The organism is Flaviramulus sp. BrNp1-15, assembly GCF_022259695.1.
GTDB lineage: Bacteria > Bacteroidota > Bacteroidia > Flavobacteriales > Flavobacteriaceae > BrNp1-15.
Map to the genome: position 1 here is coordinate 986,720 of NZ_CP092099.1, position 15,647 is coordinate 1,002,366.

General features: G+C 34.1%; 18 protein-coding genes. 14 read left to right on the forward strand and 4 right to left on the reverse strand.

The features are described from left to right. Positions 1 to 31: 31 nt before the first annotated feature. From MBM09_RS04375 to MBM09_RS04390, 4 genes are all read right to left on the reverse strand, one after another. Complete coding sequence (locus MBM09_RS04375; protein ID WP_238675641.1) at positions 32 to 769, reverse strand: BT_2262 family domain-containing protein; 738 nt, start codon at positions 767 to 769, stop codon at positions 32 to 34. 13 nt (positions 770 to 782) lie between these two features. Beyond that, a complete protein-coding gene (locus MBM09_RS04380; protein ID WP_238675642.1) occupies positions 783 to 2,243 on the reverse strand; it encodes a SusD/RagB family nutrient-binding outer membrane lipoprotein in 1,461 nt (486 codons plus the stop codon). A 15-nt stretch (positions 2,244 to 2,258) separates the two neighbouring features. Next, positions 2,259 to 5,489 (reverse strand): SusC/RagA family TonB-linked outer membrane protein, encoded by a 3,231-nt coding sequence (locus MBM09_RS04385; protein WP_238675643.1) that lies wholly within the window; start codon positions 5,487 to 5,489, stop codon positions 2,259 to 2,261. A gap of 117 nt (positions 5,490 to 5,606) precedes the next feature. Continuing rightward, positions 5,607 to 7,232 carry a POTRA domain-containing protein gene (locus MBM09_RS04390; protein ID WP_238675644.1) on the reverse strand — a complete coding sequence of 542 codons (1,626 nt, stop codon included), beginning with the start codon at positions 7,230 to 7,232 and terminating at the stop codon, positions 5,607 to 5,609. Positions 7,233 to 7,480: 248 nt separating this feature from the next. Between MBM09_RS04390 and rpsL the strand changes: the two genes are divergently transcribed. The 14 genes from rpsL (at position 7,481) to rpsQ (ending at position 15,647) form a co-directional block, all read left to right on the forward strand. Continuing rightward, positions 7,481 to 7,855: a 30S ribosomal protein S12 gene (rpsL, locus tag MBM09_RS04395; RefSeq protein WP_042499114.1), complete on the forward strand. Its 375-nt coding sequence runs from the start codon at positions 7,481 to 7,483 to the stop codon at positions 7,853 to 7,855. 21 nt (positions 7,856 to 7,876) lie between these two features. Then, positions 7,877 to 8,353, forward strand: coding sequence for a 30S ribosomal protein S7 (gene rpsG / locus MBM09_RS04400; RefSeq protein WP_019386264.1), 477 nt, complete (start codon positions 7,877 to 7,879; stop codon positions 8,351 to 8,353). A 6-nt stretch (positions 8,354 to 8,359) separates the two neighbouring features. Further along, on the forward strand, positions 8,360 to 10,486 hold the full coding sequence (gene fusA / locus MBM09_RS04405; protein ID WP_238675645.1) for an elongation factor G: 2,127 nt from the start codon (positions 8,360 to 8,362) through the stop codon (positions 10,484 to 10,486). A gap of 11 nt (positions 10,487 to 10,497) precedes the next feature. Then, entirely contained in the window at positions 10,498 to 10,803 is a 306-nt protein-coding gene (gene rpsJ, locus MBM09_RS04410; protein ID WP_007650482.1) for a 30S ribosomal protein S10, read from the forward strand. Between the two features lie 122 nt (positions 10,804 to 10,925). Continuing rightward, positions 10,926 to 11,543, forward strand: a complete 618-nt coding sequence (gene rplC / locus MBM09_RS04415; protein WP_238675646.1) for a 50S ribosomal protein L3 — start codon at positions 10,926 to 10,928, stop codon at positions 11,541 to 11,543. Beyond that, entirely contained in the window at positions 11,543 to 12,172 is a 630-nt protein-coding gene (gene rplD / locus MBM09_RS04420; protein ID WP_238675647.1) for a 50S ribosomal protein L4, read from the forward strand. The genes rplC and rplD overlap by 1 nt, the downstream gene beginning before the upstream one ends. A gap of 7 nt (positions 12,173 to 12,179) precedes the next feature. Beyond that, positions 12,180 to 12,470 carry a 50S ribosomal protein L23 gene (gene rplW / locus MBM09_RS04425; protein WP_238675648.1) on the forward strand — a complete coding sequence of 97 codons (291 nt, stop codon included), beginning with the start codon at positions 12,180 to 12,182 and terminating at the stop codon, positions 12,468 to 12,470. A 10-nt stretch (positions 12,471 to 12,480) separates the two neighbouring features. Then, positions 12,481 to 13,308, forward strand: a complete 828-nt coding sequence (rplB, locus tag MBM09_RS04430) for a 50S ribosomal protein L2 (protein ID WP_238675649.1) — start codon at positions 12,481 to 12,483, stop codon at positions 13,306 to 13,308. A gap of 3 nt (positions 13,309 to 13,311) precedes the next feature. After that, positions 13,312 to 13,590: a 30S ribosomal protein S19 gene (rpsS, locus tag MBM09_RS04435; RefSeq protein WP_034043300.1), complete on the forward strand. Its 279-nt coding sequence runs from the start codon at positions 13,312 to 13,314 to the stop codon at positions 13,588 to 13,590. 6 nt (positions 13,591 to 13,596) lie between these two features. Then, on the forward strand, positions 13,597 to 14,004 hold the full coding sequence (gene rplV, locus MBM09_RS04440) for a 50S ribosomal protein L22 (protein ID WP_238675650.1): 408 nt from the start codon (positions 13,597 to 13,599) through the stop codon (positions 14,002 to 14,004). Between the two features lie 7 nt (positions 14,005 to 14,011). Beyond that, positions 14,012 to 14,731 carry a 30S ribosomal protein S3 gene (gene rpsC / locus MBM09_RS04445; protein WP_092847748.1) on the forward strand — a complete coding sequence of 240 codons (720 nt, stop codon included), beginning with the start codon at positions 14,012 to 14,014 and terminating at the stop codon, positions 14,729 to 14,731. Positions 14,732 to 14,752: 21 nt separating this feature from the next. Continuing rightward, positions 14,753 to 15,172, forward strand: a complete 420-nt coding sequence (gene rplP / locus MBM09_RS04450; RefSeq protein WP_238675651.1) for a 50S ribosomal protein L16 — start codon at positions 14,753 to 14,755, stop codon at positions 15,170 to 15,172. 13 nt (positions 15,173 to 15,185) lie between these two features. Then, entirely contained in the window at positions 15,186 to 15,377 is a 192-nt protein-coding gene (gene rpmC / locus MBM09_RS04455) for a 50S ribosomal protein L29 (protein WP_238675652.1), read from the forward strand. A 12-nt stretch (positions 15,378 to 15,389) separates the two neighbouring features. Continuing rightward, a complete protein-coding gene (gene rpsQ / locus MBM09_RS04460) occupies positions 15,390 to 15,647 on the forward strand; it encodes a 30S ribosomal protein S17 (protein ID WP_139001948.1) in 258 nt (85 codons plus the stop codon).

The window sequence follows — 15,647 nt, forward strand, 5'->3', positions numbered from 1 at the left end:
GACAATGTGTTAATTTTTATTAGTAATAGAATTACTCTTGTAATGTTAAAGTAATTTCCCATACGTAACCAAAACTCCATTCTGTTTCATAGCTAATAGTTTTAGCTACTGGATCTACTGAAAATGAAGTCAGATTTAATGAACCACCAAAAGCTCCTACACCAATAACATCAGTATATGTAAAGTCGTTTGTTGCAATATTATTAGCTGTAACTGTCATACCCGTTGCTGCATAAGCAGGACCATAACCATATTCATGCTCATACCAGCCTCCAATTGCGTCTGAAATTGCATAAACTCCATTTCCCATATCTTTAATGTATATAGGACCAATATCTGTAGTAGAATAACCGGGAGTTCTAGTCATAGCACAAGTATAAGTTCCAGCTATACTTGTTACTAAATCTCCAGTACATGGAGGCCATGTAACATATCTAAATCCAGTCGCAGGTATGCCATCATCATTAAATGCACTATAAGATACAGAATAAACATCAGGACTATCTATTGTAGAGCTACCATAATAAGTTCCACTTACTTGTGTTTCTAACTCTATTTCTACTCCTCCAGCAGATGCTGTAGCGCCTGGATCTGAATACGAGCTAGCATCACAATCAAGTAAAACATCTCCTCCCTCTAATGTAATTAAAGGTAAAAAAGTTACTTCTGAAGTATCACTTGAACCAGGTGCCTCTACACTCGGGTCACAACTAGTTAACATCAATCCTATGATTGACAATGAACATAATATTAATTTAAATTTTTTCATCTTTTTTTTTTTTTTAATTATCCCAGAAAATTGCATCTGTAATTTCTCTCTGTGGTAATGCATTTGGATTTAAACTTCTTTCAGACTCTGGGTATAGCCATGCAGAAGGGAAAGATCCACTCGGTAAAACAGATAATGGAGGTGTTTGAAAAATACCATCAGTAAAGAGTCTACTAGCAGGTCTATCAAATCTTCTAGTTTCAATCCACCCTTCGTCCTCTTGAGTTCCATTTAAAGATATCCACTTTTGTACAGCTATTAAGTCAATTTGTTCATCTAAAGTGGTTGCTCCAGCAAAATCCAATGAACTAATATAAGAAGCAGCATCAGCGACTTCCATGTAGCTAAAGTTTAATTCAATTGCTGTAGAAAATGCAGTTTCTGCATCATCACTAGTACCATATCTTGCATCAGCTTCAGCTCTTAAAAACCAAACTTCCCATGGACTCATTAAAATAACTGGTTTTGTTGATGAATATGCATATTCAGAAGCTAAACTGTAATCAGTATCTGGAGCAGTAAATGGTTCATCATCTATAGTCCCTTGGTCTATACCGTGTAATTGTCCAGCAAAAGTTCCAGTAGTAGCTTCAGTATATAATACTTCAGCTCTAGGGTCATTCAGTGATTGAAGTACATTTAATGATGCATTACTAGCAAAATAAAACATTCCTACACCAAATTCAGCTCTTGCAAACATTGGGTTTTGATCACCAGAATTTCCAGAATATGGAATAAAAGGCATATCATCAATAGACTCAATAAAATCGCCACTGCTAATTAGAGCTTGAACAGCAGAAGCTTGTGGACTTGTTTCAGAAGTTCTCATTAAAACTCTTAGCTTCAGTGAATTTGCAAATTTAATCCATTTTGTTATATCGCCTTCATATATAAAATCGTCATTTCCAACTATATCTGATTCCGCAAGTGCTAAATCACTTAGTGCCTCATCTAATATTGTAACAAGGCCAGGATATATAACTGTTTCAGCTGAATCAGAATTTGGTGTTAAAATTGATCCATCTTCAATAGCACCTGAAATGGCTTCAGTAAATGGAATATCTCCAAAATGATCAACTAAACCTTGAAATAAATAGACTTTTAATACATTAGCTATACCTCTGTATGCTGCAGAAGTACTGTTTTTAGTTATCGAGTTTAAATCTACAAGAGAGTTAGCATATGCACGTTGCCAGTAGCCATTAAAATCACCAGCTGCAGATACGTAGCGTTCTTCATTTCCAATTGAAACCCCAATACCCCATGTGTAGTATTGACTCCAAGTGAAAGATTCACTGTAATTTAAATCTGTTTCAACAATATATCCCATAAAGCCAATAGCGGAGCTTAAAATTTGTGCATCTCCAGCAGAAGGGAAAGTGTTTGGGTCTATATTAACTTCTTCTAAGCTATCATTACATGAAAAGCCCAATGTTAATAATAGAATAAGAAATATGTTTATTTTGTTCTTCATCGTATTATTTTTTTATTAAAATGACAATTGTAAGTTAAGTCCAACACTACTTGAAGGTGGTGTTTGTGTTGTTTCAATACCTTGAGCATTGCCTGTTAAGCCAGGACCATTAACTTCTGGATCAGCATATTTGTTTTCATCAGGTAACCAAAACTTAAGGTTTTTACCAAATAAAGATAATCTAGCATTTGTTAAGAAAGTATCTTTTAACAATTCTTTTGAAAATGTATAGCTGAATTCTACTTCTCTTAATTTTAGGAAACTAGCATCAATTAATTGTGTTGATACTGGAGGATCATAATTAGTAAAATAATCTTGCTCTGTAATTTGAACAATATTTTCAGAGAAAGTACCATCTCCATTATCTACTATTGAATTTGGAAAGATAAACGGTTCTCTATTGTAAACTGTAGTGTTAACGTTAGTACCATTAAAATTAGTATTGTATTTAGTTTGAGAAGCAAATAGACCTCCTTTTTTTCTATCAAATAAAATTCTAAATCCAAATCCTTTGTAATTGATATTTGCACCAAAGTTTAGTAAATAGTCAGGTTGATTATTACCTAAATATACATCATCATCAGTATATACTGGAAATCCAGTATTCGCATCAACAATAACTTGTCCTTGATCATTATACTTAAAATCATTACCCTTAAAAGTACCATACGGTAATCCTTCTTTTGCTACAATAGATACTGTAGTACCAGCAGCGAATCCAAAAGTACCAACTGTCAACTCATCTATATCGTCTGTAATTGTAACAACCTCATTATCATTTGTAGAATAGGCTCCAAATAATTCAAAATCTAAACCTTCAATCACACCATTAATAGGTTTTAAGGTTAAAGATAGTTCATGCCCTTTGTTCTCCATTCTACCAATATTGCTCACTGTTTGAGTGTAACCTGTAGATCTTGGAAGGCTGATTGTAACAAGCTGATCATCATGGATAGAATGATAATAAGTATACGCTACGTTGACTTTGTTGTTGAAGAAACCTAAATCGGCACCAACTTCATAAGTAGTCGTTAATTCAGGTTTTAAATCTGGATTCCCAATAGTATTTCCAATTGTAAATCCAGGTACACCATCTTTTGGAAATGTAAGAGCAAAATCACCTAAATCTACAATTTGTGGATTACCCACAAAGTAAGAATTTAGTAGGTATAAATCAGCATCTTTACCAGATGTACCATAACTACCTCTCAGTTTAGCAAAACTTAAAATATCATTTTTTATATCAAATAAATCAGTAAATACTACCGAAGCACCAATAGCACCGTATAAAAACGAGTTGTTTGCCGCAGGAAGCGTAGAAGACCAGTCATTTCTTGCTGAAAACTCTAAAAACGCTGCATCTTTATAGCCAAGCGTTGCATTTCCTAACACACCATAAATTCTATATTTACTTCTGTTCATGCTAGAAGTAGGTTGTTGAGTACTGTTTGATAAATTGTATACACCAGGAACTACTAATCCACCTACAGAACTTCCTGTTAATCGGTTAGTTTTTCTTTGGAAAAAATTATAACCTGCAGATGCTGTAAGTTTTAAATCTTCGCTTAAATCGGTATTGTAATTAAGCATAACTGTAGCATCAAGATTTTCTACTTTATTATTAGAGTTAATGTATTCTCCTAATGAACTATGTCTTGTGTTTCTAGTTGCTATTCCTAACCCATCAGTCCAAACCAATTGTTCGGCTGGTGTAAAAGTTGGTGTCCATATATCCGTTTGTGTATTTACAATATTACCACCAAAGCGACCTGTAATAGATAAATTTTCTAAAAAGTTATAGGTTAAAGAGGCGTTAGCTAAGACGTTATCGATGTCTGCTTCGTTTCCATATTCATTCAGGATAAAGTATGGATTTACAGAAGAGTAAGACCCCCAGTAACCGTTAATATCATGAAAAGGACTTGTATAATCTCTCAACTCTGTAAATGGGATGTTAACTGGAGATTGGATAGCCATTGCATAGGCATTATTTCCTTCAAAAGCACGTGACCCTTCTTGAGCAGTATTTTGTTTTACATTAGCATAACTAACTTTAAAATCAGATTTAAGTCTATCACTTAATTTAGCTGAAGCGTTAAAGGTAATATTATTTCTTTTGTAAGATGTGTTATCAAGTGTACCAGATTGATCTGTGTTACCATAAGAAACATAATAGGTAAAACCTTCAGTAGATCCAGATATATTTAAGTTGTTAGTAATTGTGTAACCTGTATTAAAAAAGTCCTTTAATTGATCCTGTACAGCACTGTAAGGTCTTGTTAAAGCTTCTAATGAACCATCACCATCTGAATCAATAGGGCTTGTCCATGGTCTTACAACACCATCAAAAGCTGGACCCCATGACCAGTTCTCTCCAGAATCAATACTTGAGTTGTCATATCCTTGTCCAAATTTATTTTGACGCTGTAACAGGACAATAGGCGTTTCCATTGAAGTAGAACCGTTGTAATTAACCTGCATTTTTCTACCTTTACCGGTCTTTGTTGTAATAAGAACAACACCTGAAGCACCACGTGATCCATAAAGCGAAGTTGCTGAGGGGCCTTTTAAAATAGTTACAGAAGCGATATCGTCAGGATTTACATCATTAAATCTATTACCAAAATCGGAATATCCTGTTGTTGATACTCCAGCACCTCCTCTAGAAGCCGTATTATCAATGGCAACACCATCAATAACAATTAAAGCATTGTTATTACCTGTAAGCGATCCTGAACCTCTTAATACAATTCTTGTAGAAGCACCAACAGAACCAGAGGCAGTAGATAGGTTTACACCAGCAGTTTTACCTCTTAAAGCCTCTAAAGCATTTTTGTTCGGAACAGAAAGCAAGTCTTCTCCTTTTACTGTTTGGTTAGCATAAACCGTTTCCTTTGCATTTCTGATACTGTTTCCAAACGCAGTTATAACAACCTCCTCTAAGGATTCTGCGTCTTCTTTTAATGTTACGTTGATTGTATTAGATGCTCCAACGGCAACTTCAGTTGTAGTGTAACCAACAAAACTATATACAAGGGTTGAACCCTCACTAGCTTTAATCGAGTATTTACCATCAAAATCTGAAGATGTACCTATTGTAGTACCTTTTACTAAGACAGAAGCTCCAGGAAGTGGTAAACCAGAATCATCTGATACCGTACCCGAAATTGTCTTTTCTTGTGCAAATGTTAGTTGCACAACAAACGCTAGTAATAGCGTTAGAATTCCACTAAACTTTGTTTTCATTTTATAATTATTTGAATTAGTCAATGCCAAAAATCTTAATAAAAAGTTAATAAAACAATAAATAAATGTAAAAATTTGTCAAATTCGTTAAATTTTTAAGAAAACAGTAAAAAAGACTTAAAAATTTGTGGTCAAACTGAGGTGTATTTTAGAATTGGACACTTTAAATTGAGTATTCTCATTTTTACCATTGGCATAATTAAATCTAAACAAGCCAGCTTTGGTAAGAATACCAAAACCAAAGCCAAATCCGAAAAGTTTTTCTCTTGTATCTGTTATTTTGTTTTCAAAATATGCTGCATCAATTATAGAATGTATATATATGGAATTATTGAGTTGAAATCTATATTCTGTATTAATTAAACCATATAAAGATGAGAAAAGACTGTTTTCTTCAAACCCTCTAATGGAATTAATTCCACCAAATCTCAATAGTTCATTTTCAAAATAGGTCTTAGATATCAAATCTGATGCATTAACTCTTAAATAGACGCTGTTTTTTTGATTCAATTTAAAAATGTTAAAAGCGTCTATTGTAAATTGATTTTGCTTTTGTATTTCACCAGAATTCTTCCTGTTTCCTATGCCTGCTTCAAAATTGAGTTTTGATTTTATAGGAAAAAGTAAATTGTAAGATGAAGCTCTTAAAAACTGATAACCAATAGTGAAGTATTGTGTTTTATAGTCTGATATCGAAAGATTAATATTTTGAGTAAGTAGGTTATTTGATTCTGTTGAAGCGATACCAGCATAAACTTTATGTTTTGCATTTACTTGATAATGTATTTTTGCAGATTGATTTGTAGTGGTAAAGGATGAGTCTCGTTTAAAAATGCGTAATAATAAGTCGATACCAATAGGTGATTTAAATAAATAAGGCATTGATGCATCTACTTCAAATGTTTTTTGGGCATTTTCATCGCTTTTGTATAATAGTCTTAATGATTCACCAAAGTTTAAATTGTTTTTTAGACTTAAATTAAGGTAGCCATCAAATTCTAGTTTGTTAGTGTCTTCATTTGTTCCAAAACCTAAAAAACCATCAAACGCATTGTTTTTTGTTTTTTCTAGATATAAGTATAAGGTTGTAGAATCTTTTGAGAATAAAACTTCAGGTGATTTTATTTCATTCGCAAAAGTTAAATTATTTAGTTGAGCAGTTTTGTTTTCTATTTTTTTTAAGTCAAAAACCTGTTTAGGTTTAATTTTTAGATAATGTTTTAAATAAGATTTAGGAAACTCTTCATAACCTTTGATTACAATATTGTCTATTAGTCTTTTTGGTTGAGAAGATTCAATAACTAAATCGGCTTCTAAATCTAAGTTATTTTTAATCCTGATGTTAGAAAGATGTAATTTTGAAAATGGCAATCCTTTTTCTGAAACTTTCGAATTAATGTACTTCAATACACTTTCAACTTGACTAAATTCTAATTCAAAATAATCATTATAAACATGTTCTGAAATCTTATTTAAAACTGAAGATTCAATCTCTTCTTTTTTGAAGTATATATATATCATGTTGAATTTCTTTTTTAGATGAAGTTTTGCATTGAAGGTGGAATCGTTTGTTTTTTGTAAAAACATTAACTCATTTTCAATATAACCTTTTTTATAAAGTTTTTTTTGAATAGAATCTAATTCATACTTCACAGAGTTATAATCCTGATGAGTATTTAAATAAGTTAAAGAATCAATCGCTTTAGTTTCATACTCAGTTTTGCCTTCAATTTTTAATTGCAAGTTTTGGCACAATAATTCCGAAGAAAAAACTAAGCAAATAATAAGGAATAAAAAGGCAGTTTTTTGCACGCTATGATTAACTATAGTAAAGTGTAAATCTAACGGAAAAACAACACTTATAATATAATCTGTAAAATAATTTTTAAATTCTTCTGAAAATTAATGTTTTAAGGTTTGAATTATTCATTTTAATTTTTACCTTTGCAGCCCTCTAAGAAGAGGATTTTAAAATTTATATAATAATTTATATGCCAACAATTTCACAATTAGTACGAAAAGGAAGAGCCAAAATAACCAAGAAGAGTAAATCGGCTGCTTTAAATTCGTGTCCGCAAAGACGTGGTGTATGTACTCGTGTTTACACAACAACTCCTAAAAAACCTAACTCAGCAATGCGTAAGGTAGCAAGGGTTCGTTTAACAAACGGCAACGAGGTTAATGCATACATTGGTGGAGAGGGTCACAATTTACAAGAGCACTCGATAGTATTGGTTAGAGGTGGAAGGGTAAAAGATTTGCCAGGAGTTAGATATCACATCGTTCGTGGTGCTTTAGACACAGCAGGTGTTGCAGGTAGAACACAACGTAGATCTAAGTATGGTGCAAAACGCCCTAAAAAGTAATTAAAACTTTAAGAAGAAGACATGAGAAAAAGAGCAGCAAAAAAGAGACCGCTTTTACCAGATCCACGTTTTAACGATCAGTTAGTAACTCGTTTCGTTAACATGATGATGTGGGATGGGAAAAAATCGGTAGCTTTTAAAGTATTCTACGATGCAATTGATATTGTAGACTCAAAAAAAACTGACGAAGAAAAAACAGCTTTAGAAATTTGGAAAGATGCCTTGTCTAACGTTATGCCTCACGTAGAAGTGCGTAGTCGTCGTGTTGGTGGTGCAACATTCCAGATTCCAATGCAAATTCGTCCAGATCGTAAGGTTTCAACAGCGATGAAATGGTTAATTAGCTACTCACGTAAAAGAAACGAAAAATCTATGGCTTTACGTTTGGCTTCAGAAATTTTAGCAGCAGCTAAAGAAGAAGGAGCGGCAGTAAAGAAAAGAGTAGATACTCACAAAATGGCAGAAGCTAACAAAGCATTCTCTCACTTTAGATTTTAATAAGAAATGGCAAGAGATTTAAAATATACAAGAAATATAGGTATTGCTGCGCATATTGATGCAGGAAAAACTACAACTACAGAGCGTATTCTTTATTATACAGGTGTTTCACATAAAATTGGTGAAGTGCATGATGGAGCTGCGACAATGGACTGGATGGAGCAAGAGCAGGAAAGAGGTATTACAATTACTTCTGCTGCAACAACTTGTACATGGCAGTTTCCTTTAGAAAATGCAAAACCTACTCCAGATACTAAAGGATATCATTTTAATATTATTGATACTCCTGGTCACGTTGATTTTACTGTAGAGGTAAATCGTTCATTACGTGTATTAGATGGTTTAGTGTTTTTATTTAGTGCTGTTGATGGTGTTGAGCCACAATCAGAAACTAACTGGAGACTTGCAGATAACTACAAAGTACCACGTATAGGATTCGTAAATAAAATGGATCGTCAAGGATCTAACTTTTTAGGTGTTTGTCAGCAGGTAAAAGATATGTTAAAATCTAACGCAGTGCCAATTGTATTAAATATTGGTGATGAAATAGATTTTAAAGGTATTGTAGACTTAGTTAAAAATAGAGCTATTGTTTGGCATGATGAAACTCAAGGGGCAACTTTTGATGTTATTGAAATTCCAGAGGAATTAAAAGCTGAAGCAAAAAAATACAGAGCTTTACTTATTGAAGAAGTAGCAACTTATGATGAGAACTTACTAGAAAAATTCATGGAAGATGAAGATTCTATTACAGAAGAAGAGGTGCATGCTGCACTTAGAGCTGCTGTAATGGATATGGCTATTATTCCAATGATTTGTGGTTCTTCATTTAAAAATAAAGGTGTGCAGTTTTTATTAGATGCTGTATGTCGTTACTTACCTTCTCCATTAGATAGAGACAATATAGTAGGTACAAACCCTGATACAGATAAAGAAGAAATTCGTAAGCCGTCTGTAAGCGAGCCATTTGCAGCATTAGCATTTAAAATTGCTACAGATCCTTTTGTTGGTCGTTTAGCTTTCTTTAGAGCATATTCTGGTCGTTTAGATGCGGGTTCTTATATCTTGAACAACCGTTCAGGAAAGAAAGAGCGTATCTCTCGTATCTATCAAATGCACTCTAATAAACAAAATGCTATCGATTTTATTGAAGCAGGAGATATTGGAGCGGCAGTAGGATTTAAAGATATTAAGACAGGTGATACTATGTCTGATGAAAAACATCCTATTGTTTTAGAATCTATGGACTTCCCAGATCCAGTAATTGGTATTGCGGTTGAGCCTAAAACTAAAGCAGATGTTGATAAGTTAGGAATGGCTTTAGCTAAATTGGCTGAAGAAGATCCAACATTTACTGCAAGAACAGATGAAGCTTCAGGACAGACTATTATCTCTGGAATGGGTGAGCTTCACTTAGATATTATTGTTGATCGTCTTAAGCGTGAGTTTAAGGTTGAAGTAAATCAAGGTCAACCACAAGTTGAGTACAAAGAAGCTATTACACAACGTGCTGAACACAGAGAAGTTTACAAAAAGCAATCTGGTGGACGTGGTAAATTCGCAGATATTGTATTTACGCTTGAGCCAGCAGAAGAAGGTAAAGTAGGATTAGAATTCGTTTCCGAAATTAAAGGTGGTAATGTTCCTAAAGAATTTATCCCTTCAATTGAAAAAGGATTTAAAATGGCTATGGTTAATGGACCATTAGCAGGATACGAAGTTGATGCTATGAAAGTAACATTAACAGATGGTTCTTACCATGATGTGGATTCTGATCAATTATCATTCGAATTGGCTGCAAAACTTGGATTTAAAAATGCTGCAAAAGCTGCCAAAGCAGTAATTATGGAGCCTATCATGAAACTTGAGGTAATTACTCCTGAAGAAAATATGGGTGACATTGTAGGAGATTTAAATAGAAGAAGAGGACAAGTGAGTGATATGGGTGATAGAGCTGGTGCAAAAACTGTAAAAGCTACTGTACCATTATCAGAAATGTTTGGTTATGTAACAACATTAAGAACATTATCATCTGGTCGTGCAACGTCAACAATGGAATTTTCACATTACGCTGAAACACCTTCAAATATTTCTGAAGAAGTGATTAAGGCAGCTAAAGGTGTTGAAGCTTAAAATCTAAGAAAATGAGTCAAAAAATCAGAATAAAATTAAAATCTTACGATCACAATTTAGTGGACAAATCTGCTGATAAGATTGTAAAAACAGTAAAAAGTACTGGAGCTGTTGTAACTGGACCAATTCCATTACCAACGCACAAGAAAATTTTCACTGTATTACGTTCTCCACACGTAAACAAGAAGTCAAGAGAACAATTTCAATTAAGCTCTTACAAGCGTTTACTTGATATTTACTCTTCGTCATCAAAAACAATTGATGCGTTAATGAAACTTGAATTACCAAGTGGTGTTGAAGTAGAGATTAAAGTTTAGTTACAAACTTACATGTCCTAAGCTGCGAGCGAGGGAAAAACGGAAAAAATACAATTCAAGGCTGAAACGTATTTTCAGCCTTGAATTTTAATAACAAATAGTAATAAATTAAATAAATAATTATGTCTGGGTTAATTGGAAAAAAAATCGGTATGACCAGCATCTTTGATGACAAAGGGAAGAACATTCCTTGTACAGTAATCGAAGCTGGACCATGTATCGTTACCCAAGTCAGAACTGAAGAAGTTGACGGTTATAAAGCTGTTCAATTAGGTTTCGATGACGCGACAGAAAAAAGCGCTACTAAAGCAGACATAGGTCATGCTAAAAAAGCGGGTACTTCTGTAAAACGCAAAATCGTCGAATTTAAAGGTTTTGATGAGGAGTACAAATTAGGAGATGCAATCACTGTAGAACATTTCACTGAAGGTGAATTTGTTGATATTGCAGGAACATCAAAAGGAAAAGGATTTCAAGGTGTTGTAAAACGTCATGGTTTCGGTGGTGTAGGTCAAGCTACTCACGGTCAACATAACCGTTTAAGAGCACCAGGATCTATTGGAGCAGCATCTTACCCTGCTAGAGTTTTCAAAGGAATGAAGATGGCAGGAAGAATGGGTGGAGACACAGTAAAAGTTCAAAATTTAAGAGTTTTAAAAGTAGTTGCTGAAAAGAATCTACTTGTGGTTAAAGGATGTGTTCCTGGTCACAAAAACGCTTATGTAATTATTAGAAAATAATGAAAGTAGCAGTTTTAGATATAAACGGAAAAGACACAGGTAGAAAGGCAGACCTTTCTAAAGATGTGTTTGCTATTGAGCCTAATAATCACGCTGTATATTTGGATGTTAAACAATATTTAGCAAACCAACGTCAAGGAACTCACAAATCGAAAGAAAGAGCTGAGATTTCTGGATCTACACGTAAGATTAAAAAGCAAAAAGGAACTGGTACAGCAAGAGCAGGTAGTATTAAGTCTGGAGTATTTAAAGGTGGTGGTCGTATGTTCGGTCCAAGACCAAGAAATTATAGCTTCAAACTTAATAAAAACTTAAAGCGTTTAGCACGTAAATCTGCCTTAAGTATCAAAGCAGGAGAAAAATCAATTACAGTTTTAGAAGACTTTAATTTTGAATCTGTAAAGACTAAGAATTTTACTGCTGTTTTAAAGGCTTTAGACCTTGAAAACAAAAAATCTTTATTTGTGTTGGGAGCGTCAAATAATAATGTATATTTGTCATCGCGTAATTTAAAAGGCTCTGAAGTTATAACGTCTTCAGAATTAAGCACTTATAAAATTTTAAACGCAAATCAAGTAGTGCTTTTAGAAGGTGCTTTAGAAGGAATTGAAACAAACTTAAGTAAATAAGAAACAGATGAGTATCTTAATTAAACCTATAATCACAGAAAAAGCGACAGCTGATAGCGAGTTAAGAAATTGCTATACTTTCGCGGTGAACACTAAGGCGAACAAGGTAGAAATCAAAAAAGCAGTTGAGGCTGTTTATGGTGTTTCTGTTGAAAAAGTTCGTACTATAAATGTCCGTCCAGATAGAAGAACCCGTTTTGCAAAAACAGGTATTCAACATGGTAAAACAAATGCTGTTAAAAAGGCAATTGTACAACTGGCGGAAGGTGAAATGATTGATTTATACAGTAACATGTAATTAAAGACTAATGTCAGTAAGAAAATTAAAACCAATCACACCAGGACAGCGATTTAGAGTAGTAAACGGTTACGATGCCATTACTACTGATAAGCCGGAAAAGAGTTTACTCGTTCCGAACAAAAGGTCTGGTGGTAGAAACAATCGAGGAAAAATGACCATGCGCTATATTGGTGGAGGTCATAAGAAAAAGTATCGTATTATCGATTTTAAAAGAGATAAAGCTGGTATTCCAGGTGAAGTCGCTTCAATTCAATACGATCCAAACAGAACAGCTTTTATCGCATTATTGAATTATCAAGATGGTGAAAAAAGATACATTATTGCCCAAAATGGACTTCAGGTTGGACAAAATGTGGTGTCTGGTAAAGAAGGTATTGCACCAGAAATTGGAAACGCAATGCCATTAAGTGAAATTCCATTAGGAACTATTATTTCTTGTGTAGAGTTGCGTCCGGGACAAGGAGCTGTTATGGCTCGTAGTGCTGGTGCTTTTGCTCAGTTAATGGCAAGAGATGGTAAGTTTGCTACTATAAAGCTACCTTCAGGAGAAACTAGATTAATTCTTGTTAACTGTATGGCTACTATAGGTGTTGTTTCTAACTCAGATCATCAATTATTAGTTGGTGGAAAAGCAGGTAGAACAAGATGGTTAGGAAGAAGACCACGTACTAGACCAGTAGTTATGAACCCTGTAGATCACCCAATGGGTGGTGGTGAAGGTAAATCTTCAGGAGGACACCCACGTTCTAGAAACGGTATACCAGCTAAAGGTTATAGAACCCGTTCTAAAACTAAAGCAAGTAATAAATATATTGTAGAACGTAGAAAGAAATAAGACATGGCAAGATCATTAAAAAAAGGACCTTACGTTCATTATAAATTAGAAAAGAAAGTAGCTGTTAATGTTGAAAACAATAAAAAAACAGTAATCAAAACTTGGTCTCGTGCCAGTATGATTACTCCAGATTTTGTTGGACAAACTATAGCAGTACACAATGGCCGTCAATTTGTACCAGTTTATGTAACTGAAAACATGGTAGGTCATAAATTAGGAGAATTTTCACCAACACGTTCATTCCGTGGGCATGCAGGTGCTAAAAATAAAGGTAAAAAGTAGTAAGCTATGGGAAGTCGTAAAAAACAAATGGCAGACGCTATTAAGGAAGGTAAAAAGCAAGTTGCTTTTGCAAAACTTAATAACTGTCCTACGTCACCAAGAAAAATGCGCTTAGTAGCCGATTTAGTAAGAGGTGAAAAGGTAGAAAATGCACTAAATATTTTGAAATTCAACCAAAAAGAAGCATCTGGTCGTTTAGAGAAGTTGTTATTATCAGCTATCGCTAACTGGCAAGCAAAGAATGAAGATGCTGATGTTGAATCTGCAGAATTATTTGTAAAAGAGATTAGAGTTGATGGTGGATCTATGTTAAAAAGATTACGTCCAGCACCTCAAGGTCGTGCACACAGAATTAGAAAACGTTCAAACCACGTAACATTAGTGGTTGGGGCTAACAATAACACACAAGCTTAATAAGAGTATGGGACAAAAAACAAATCCAATCGGAAATCGCTTAGGAATTATCAGAGGATGGGAATCTAACTGGTACGGAGGAAACGATTATGGCGACAAACTTGCCGAAGACGATAAGATTAGAAAATACGTTCACGCGCGTTTATCTAAAGCTAGTGTAAGTAGAGTAATTATTGAGCGTACGCTTAAACTTGTAACCGTTACTATCACAACGGCTCGTCCAGGTATCATTATTGGTAAAGGCGGTCAAGAGGTAGACAAGTTAAAAGAAGAGCTTAAGAAAATTACTGGAAAAGAAGTTCAAATTAACATCTTTGAAATTAAAAGACCTGAACTTGATGCATTTTTAGTAGGATCAAGCATCGCTCGTCAAATTGAAAACAGAATTTCATACAGACGTGCAATTAAGATGGCTATTGCTGCTACAATGCGTATGAATGCTGAAGGAATTAAAATCCAGATTAGTGGTCGTTTAAATGGTGCTGAAATGGCACGATCTGAGCACTACAAAGAAGGACGTATTCCTTTATCAACTTTTAGAGCCGATATTGACTATGCTTTAGTTGAGGCACACACTACTTATGGTAGATTGGGTGTTAAAGTATGGATCATGAAAGGTGAAGTATATGGTAAAAGAGAGCTTTCTCCGCTTGTTGGATTATCTAAGAAGCAAGGAAAAGGTGGAGCCGGAAGAGGAGGCAACAAAGGACCTCGTCGTAGAAAGTAATTTTTTATAAAGTAAAGAAAAATGTTACAGCCTAAAAGAACAAAATTTCGTAAGCAACAAAAAGGACGTATGAAAGGTCTTTCTCAAAGAGGAAACCAACTTTCAAGCGGTACTTTTGGAATAAAAGCATTAGACTCAAAATTTATAACATCTCGTCAAATTGAAGCAGCGCGTATTGCCGCTACACGTTACATGAAAAGAGAAGGGCAACTTTGGATTAAAATATTTCCAGACAAGCCTATTACAAAAAAGCCTCTTGAAGTACGTATGGGTAAAGGTAAAGGTGCCGTTGAATATTGGGTAGCTGTTGTAAAACCAGGACGTGTATTATTTGAAGTAGGTGGAGTGCCATTAGACGTTGCAAAAGAAGCATTACGTTTAGCAGCACAAAAACTACCTGTAAAAACTAAGTTTTTAATCGCTAGAGATTACGAAGCATAATTTATTTGATATTATGAAACAATCAGAAATTAAAGAATTATCTGTAGCTGAGTTACAAGAAAAACTTGGTGAAACAAAAAAGAGTTATTCAGACCTAAAATTGGCTCATGCAATATCTCCTTTAGAAAATCCAATTCAATTACGTACAATTAGACGTACAGTAGCTAGAATTGCGACAGAATTAACTAAAAGAGATTCACAATAATTCTGCTGAAAGATGGAAACAAGAAATTTAAGAAAAGAACGTATAGGAGTTGTTACTAGTAACAAAATGCAGAAATCAATTGTGGTTTCTGAAGTTAAAAAAGTAAAACACCCTATGTATGGTAAGTTCGTGTTAAAAACAAAAAAATATGTTGCACACGACGAGCAAAATGACTGCAACGAAGGAGATACTGTAAGAATCATGGAAACAAGACCTTTAAGTAAATCTAAATGTTGGAGATTAGTTGAAATAATTGAAAGAGCGAAATAA

Coding starts and splice junctions, on each gene's coding strand:
- rplB (WP_238675649.1), top strand. CDS start 12,481: ATGTCAGTAAGAAAATTAAAACCAATCACACCAGGACAGCGATTTAGA.
- rplW (WP_238675648.1), top strand. CDS start 12,180: ATGAGTATCTTAATTAAACCTATAATCACAGAAAAAGCGACAGCTGAT.
- rpsL (WP_042499114.1), top strand. CDS start 7,481: ATGCCAACAATTTCACAATTAGTACGAAAAGGAAGAGCCAAAATAACC.
- MBM09_RS04375 (WP_238675641.1), bottom strand. CDS start 769: ATGAAAAAATTTAAATTAATATTATGTTCATTGTCAATCATAGGATTG.
- rpsJ (WP_007650482.1), top strand. CDS start 10,498: ATGAGTCAAAAAATCAGAATAAAATTAAAATCTTACGATCACAATTTA.
- rpsQ (WP_139001948.1), top strand. CDS start 15,390: ATGGAAACAAGAAATTTAAGAAAAGAACGTATAGGAGTTGTTACTAGT.
- rpmC (WP_238675652.1), top strand. CDS start 15,186: ATGAAACAATCAGAAATTAAAGAATTATCTGTAGCTGAGTTACAAGAA.
- rpsS (WP_034043300.1), top strand. CDS start 13,312: ATGGCAAGATCATTAAAAAAAGGACCTTACGTTCATTATAAATTAGAA.
- fusA (WP_238675645.1), top strand. CDS start 8,360: ATGGCAAGAGATTTAAAATATACAAGAAATATAGGTATTGCTGCGCAT.
- MBM09_RS04385 (WP_238675643.1), bottom strand. CDS start 5,489: ATGAAAACAAAGTTTAGTGGAATTCTAACGCTATTACTAGCGTTTGTT.
- MBM09_RS04380 (WP_238675642.1), bottom strand. CDS start 2,243: ATGAAGAACAAAATAAACATATTTCTTATTCTATTATTAACATTGGGC.
- rpsG (WP_019386264.1), top strand. CDS start 7,877: ATGAGAAAAAGAGCAGCAAAAAAGAGACCGCTTTTACCAGATCCACGT.
- rplD (WP_238675647.1), top strand. CDS start 11,543: ATGAAAGTAGCAGTTTTAGATATAAACGGAAAAGACACAGGTAGAAAG.
- rplP (WP_238675651.1), top strand. CDS start 14,753: ATGTTACAGCCTAAAAGAACAAAATTTCGTAAGCAACAAAAAGGACGT.
- rplV (WP_238675650.1), top strand. CDS start 13,597: ATGGGAAGTCGTAAAAAACAAATGGCAGACGCTATTAAGGAAGGTAAA.
- rpsC (WP_092847748.1), top strand. CDS start 14,012: ATGGGACAAAAAACAAATCCAATCGGAAATCGCTTAGGAATTATCAGA.
- rplC (WP_238675646.1), top strand. CDS start 10,926: ATGTCTGGGTTAATTGGAAAAAAAATCGGTATGACCAGCATCTTTGAT.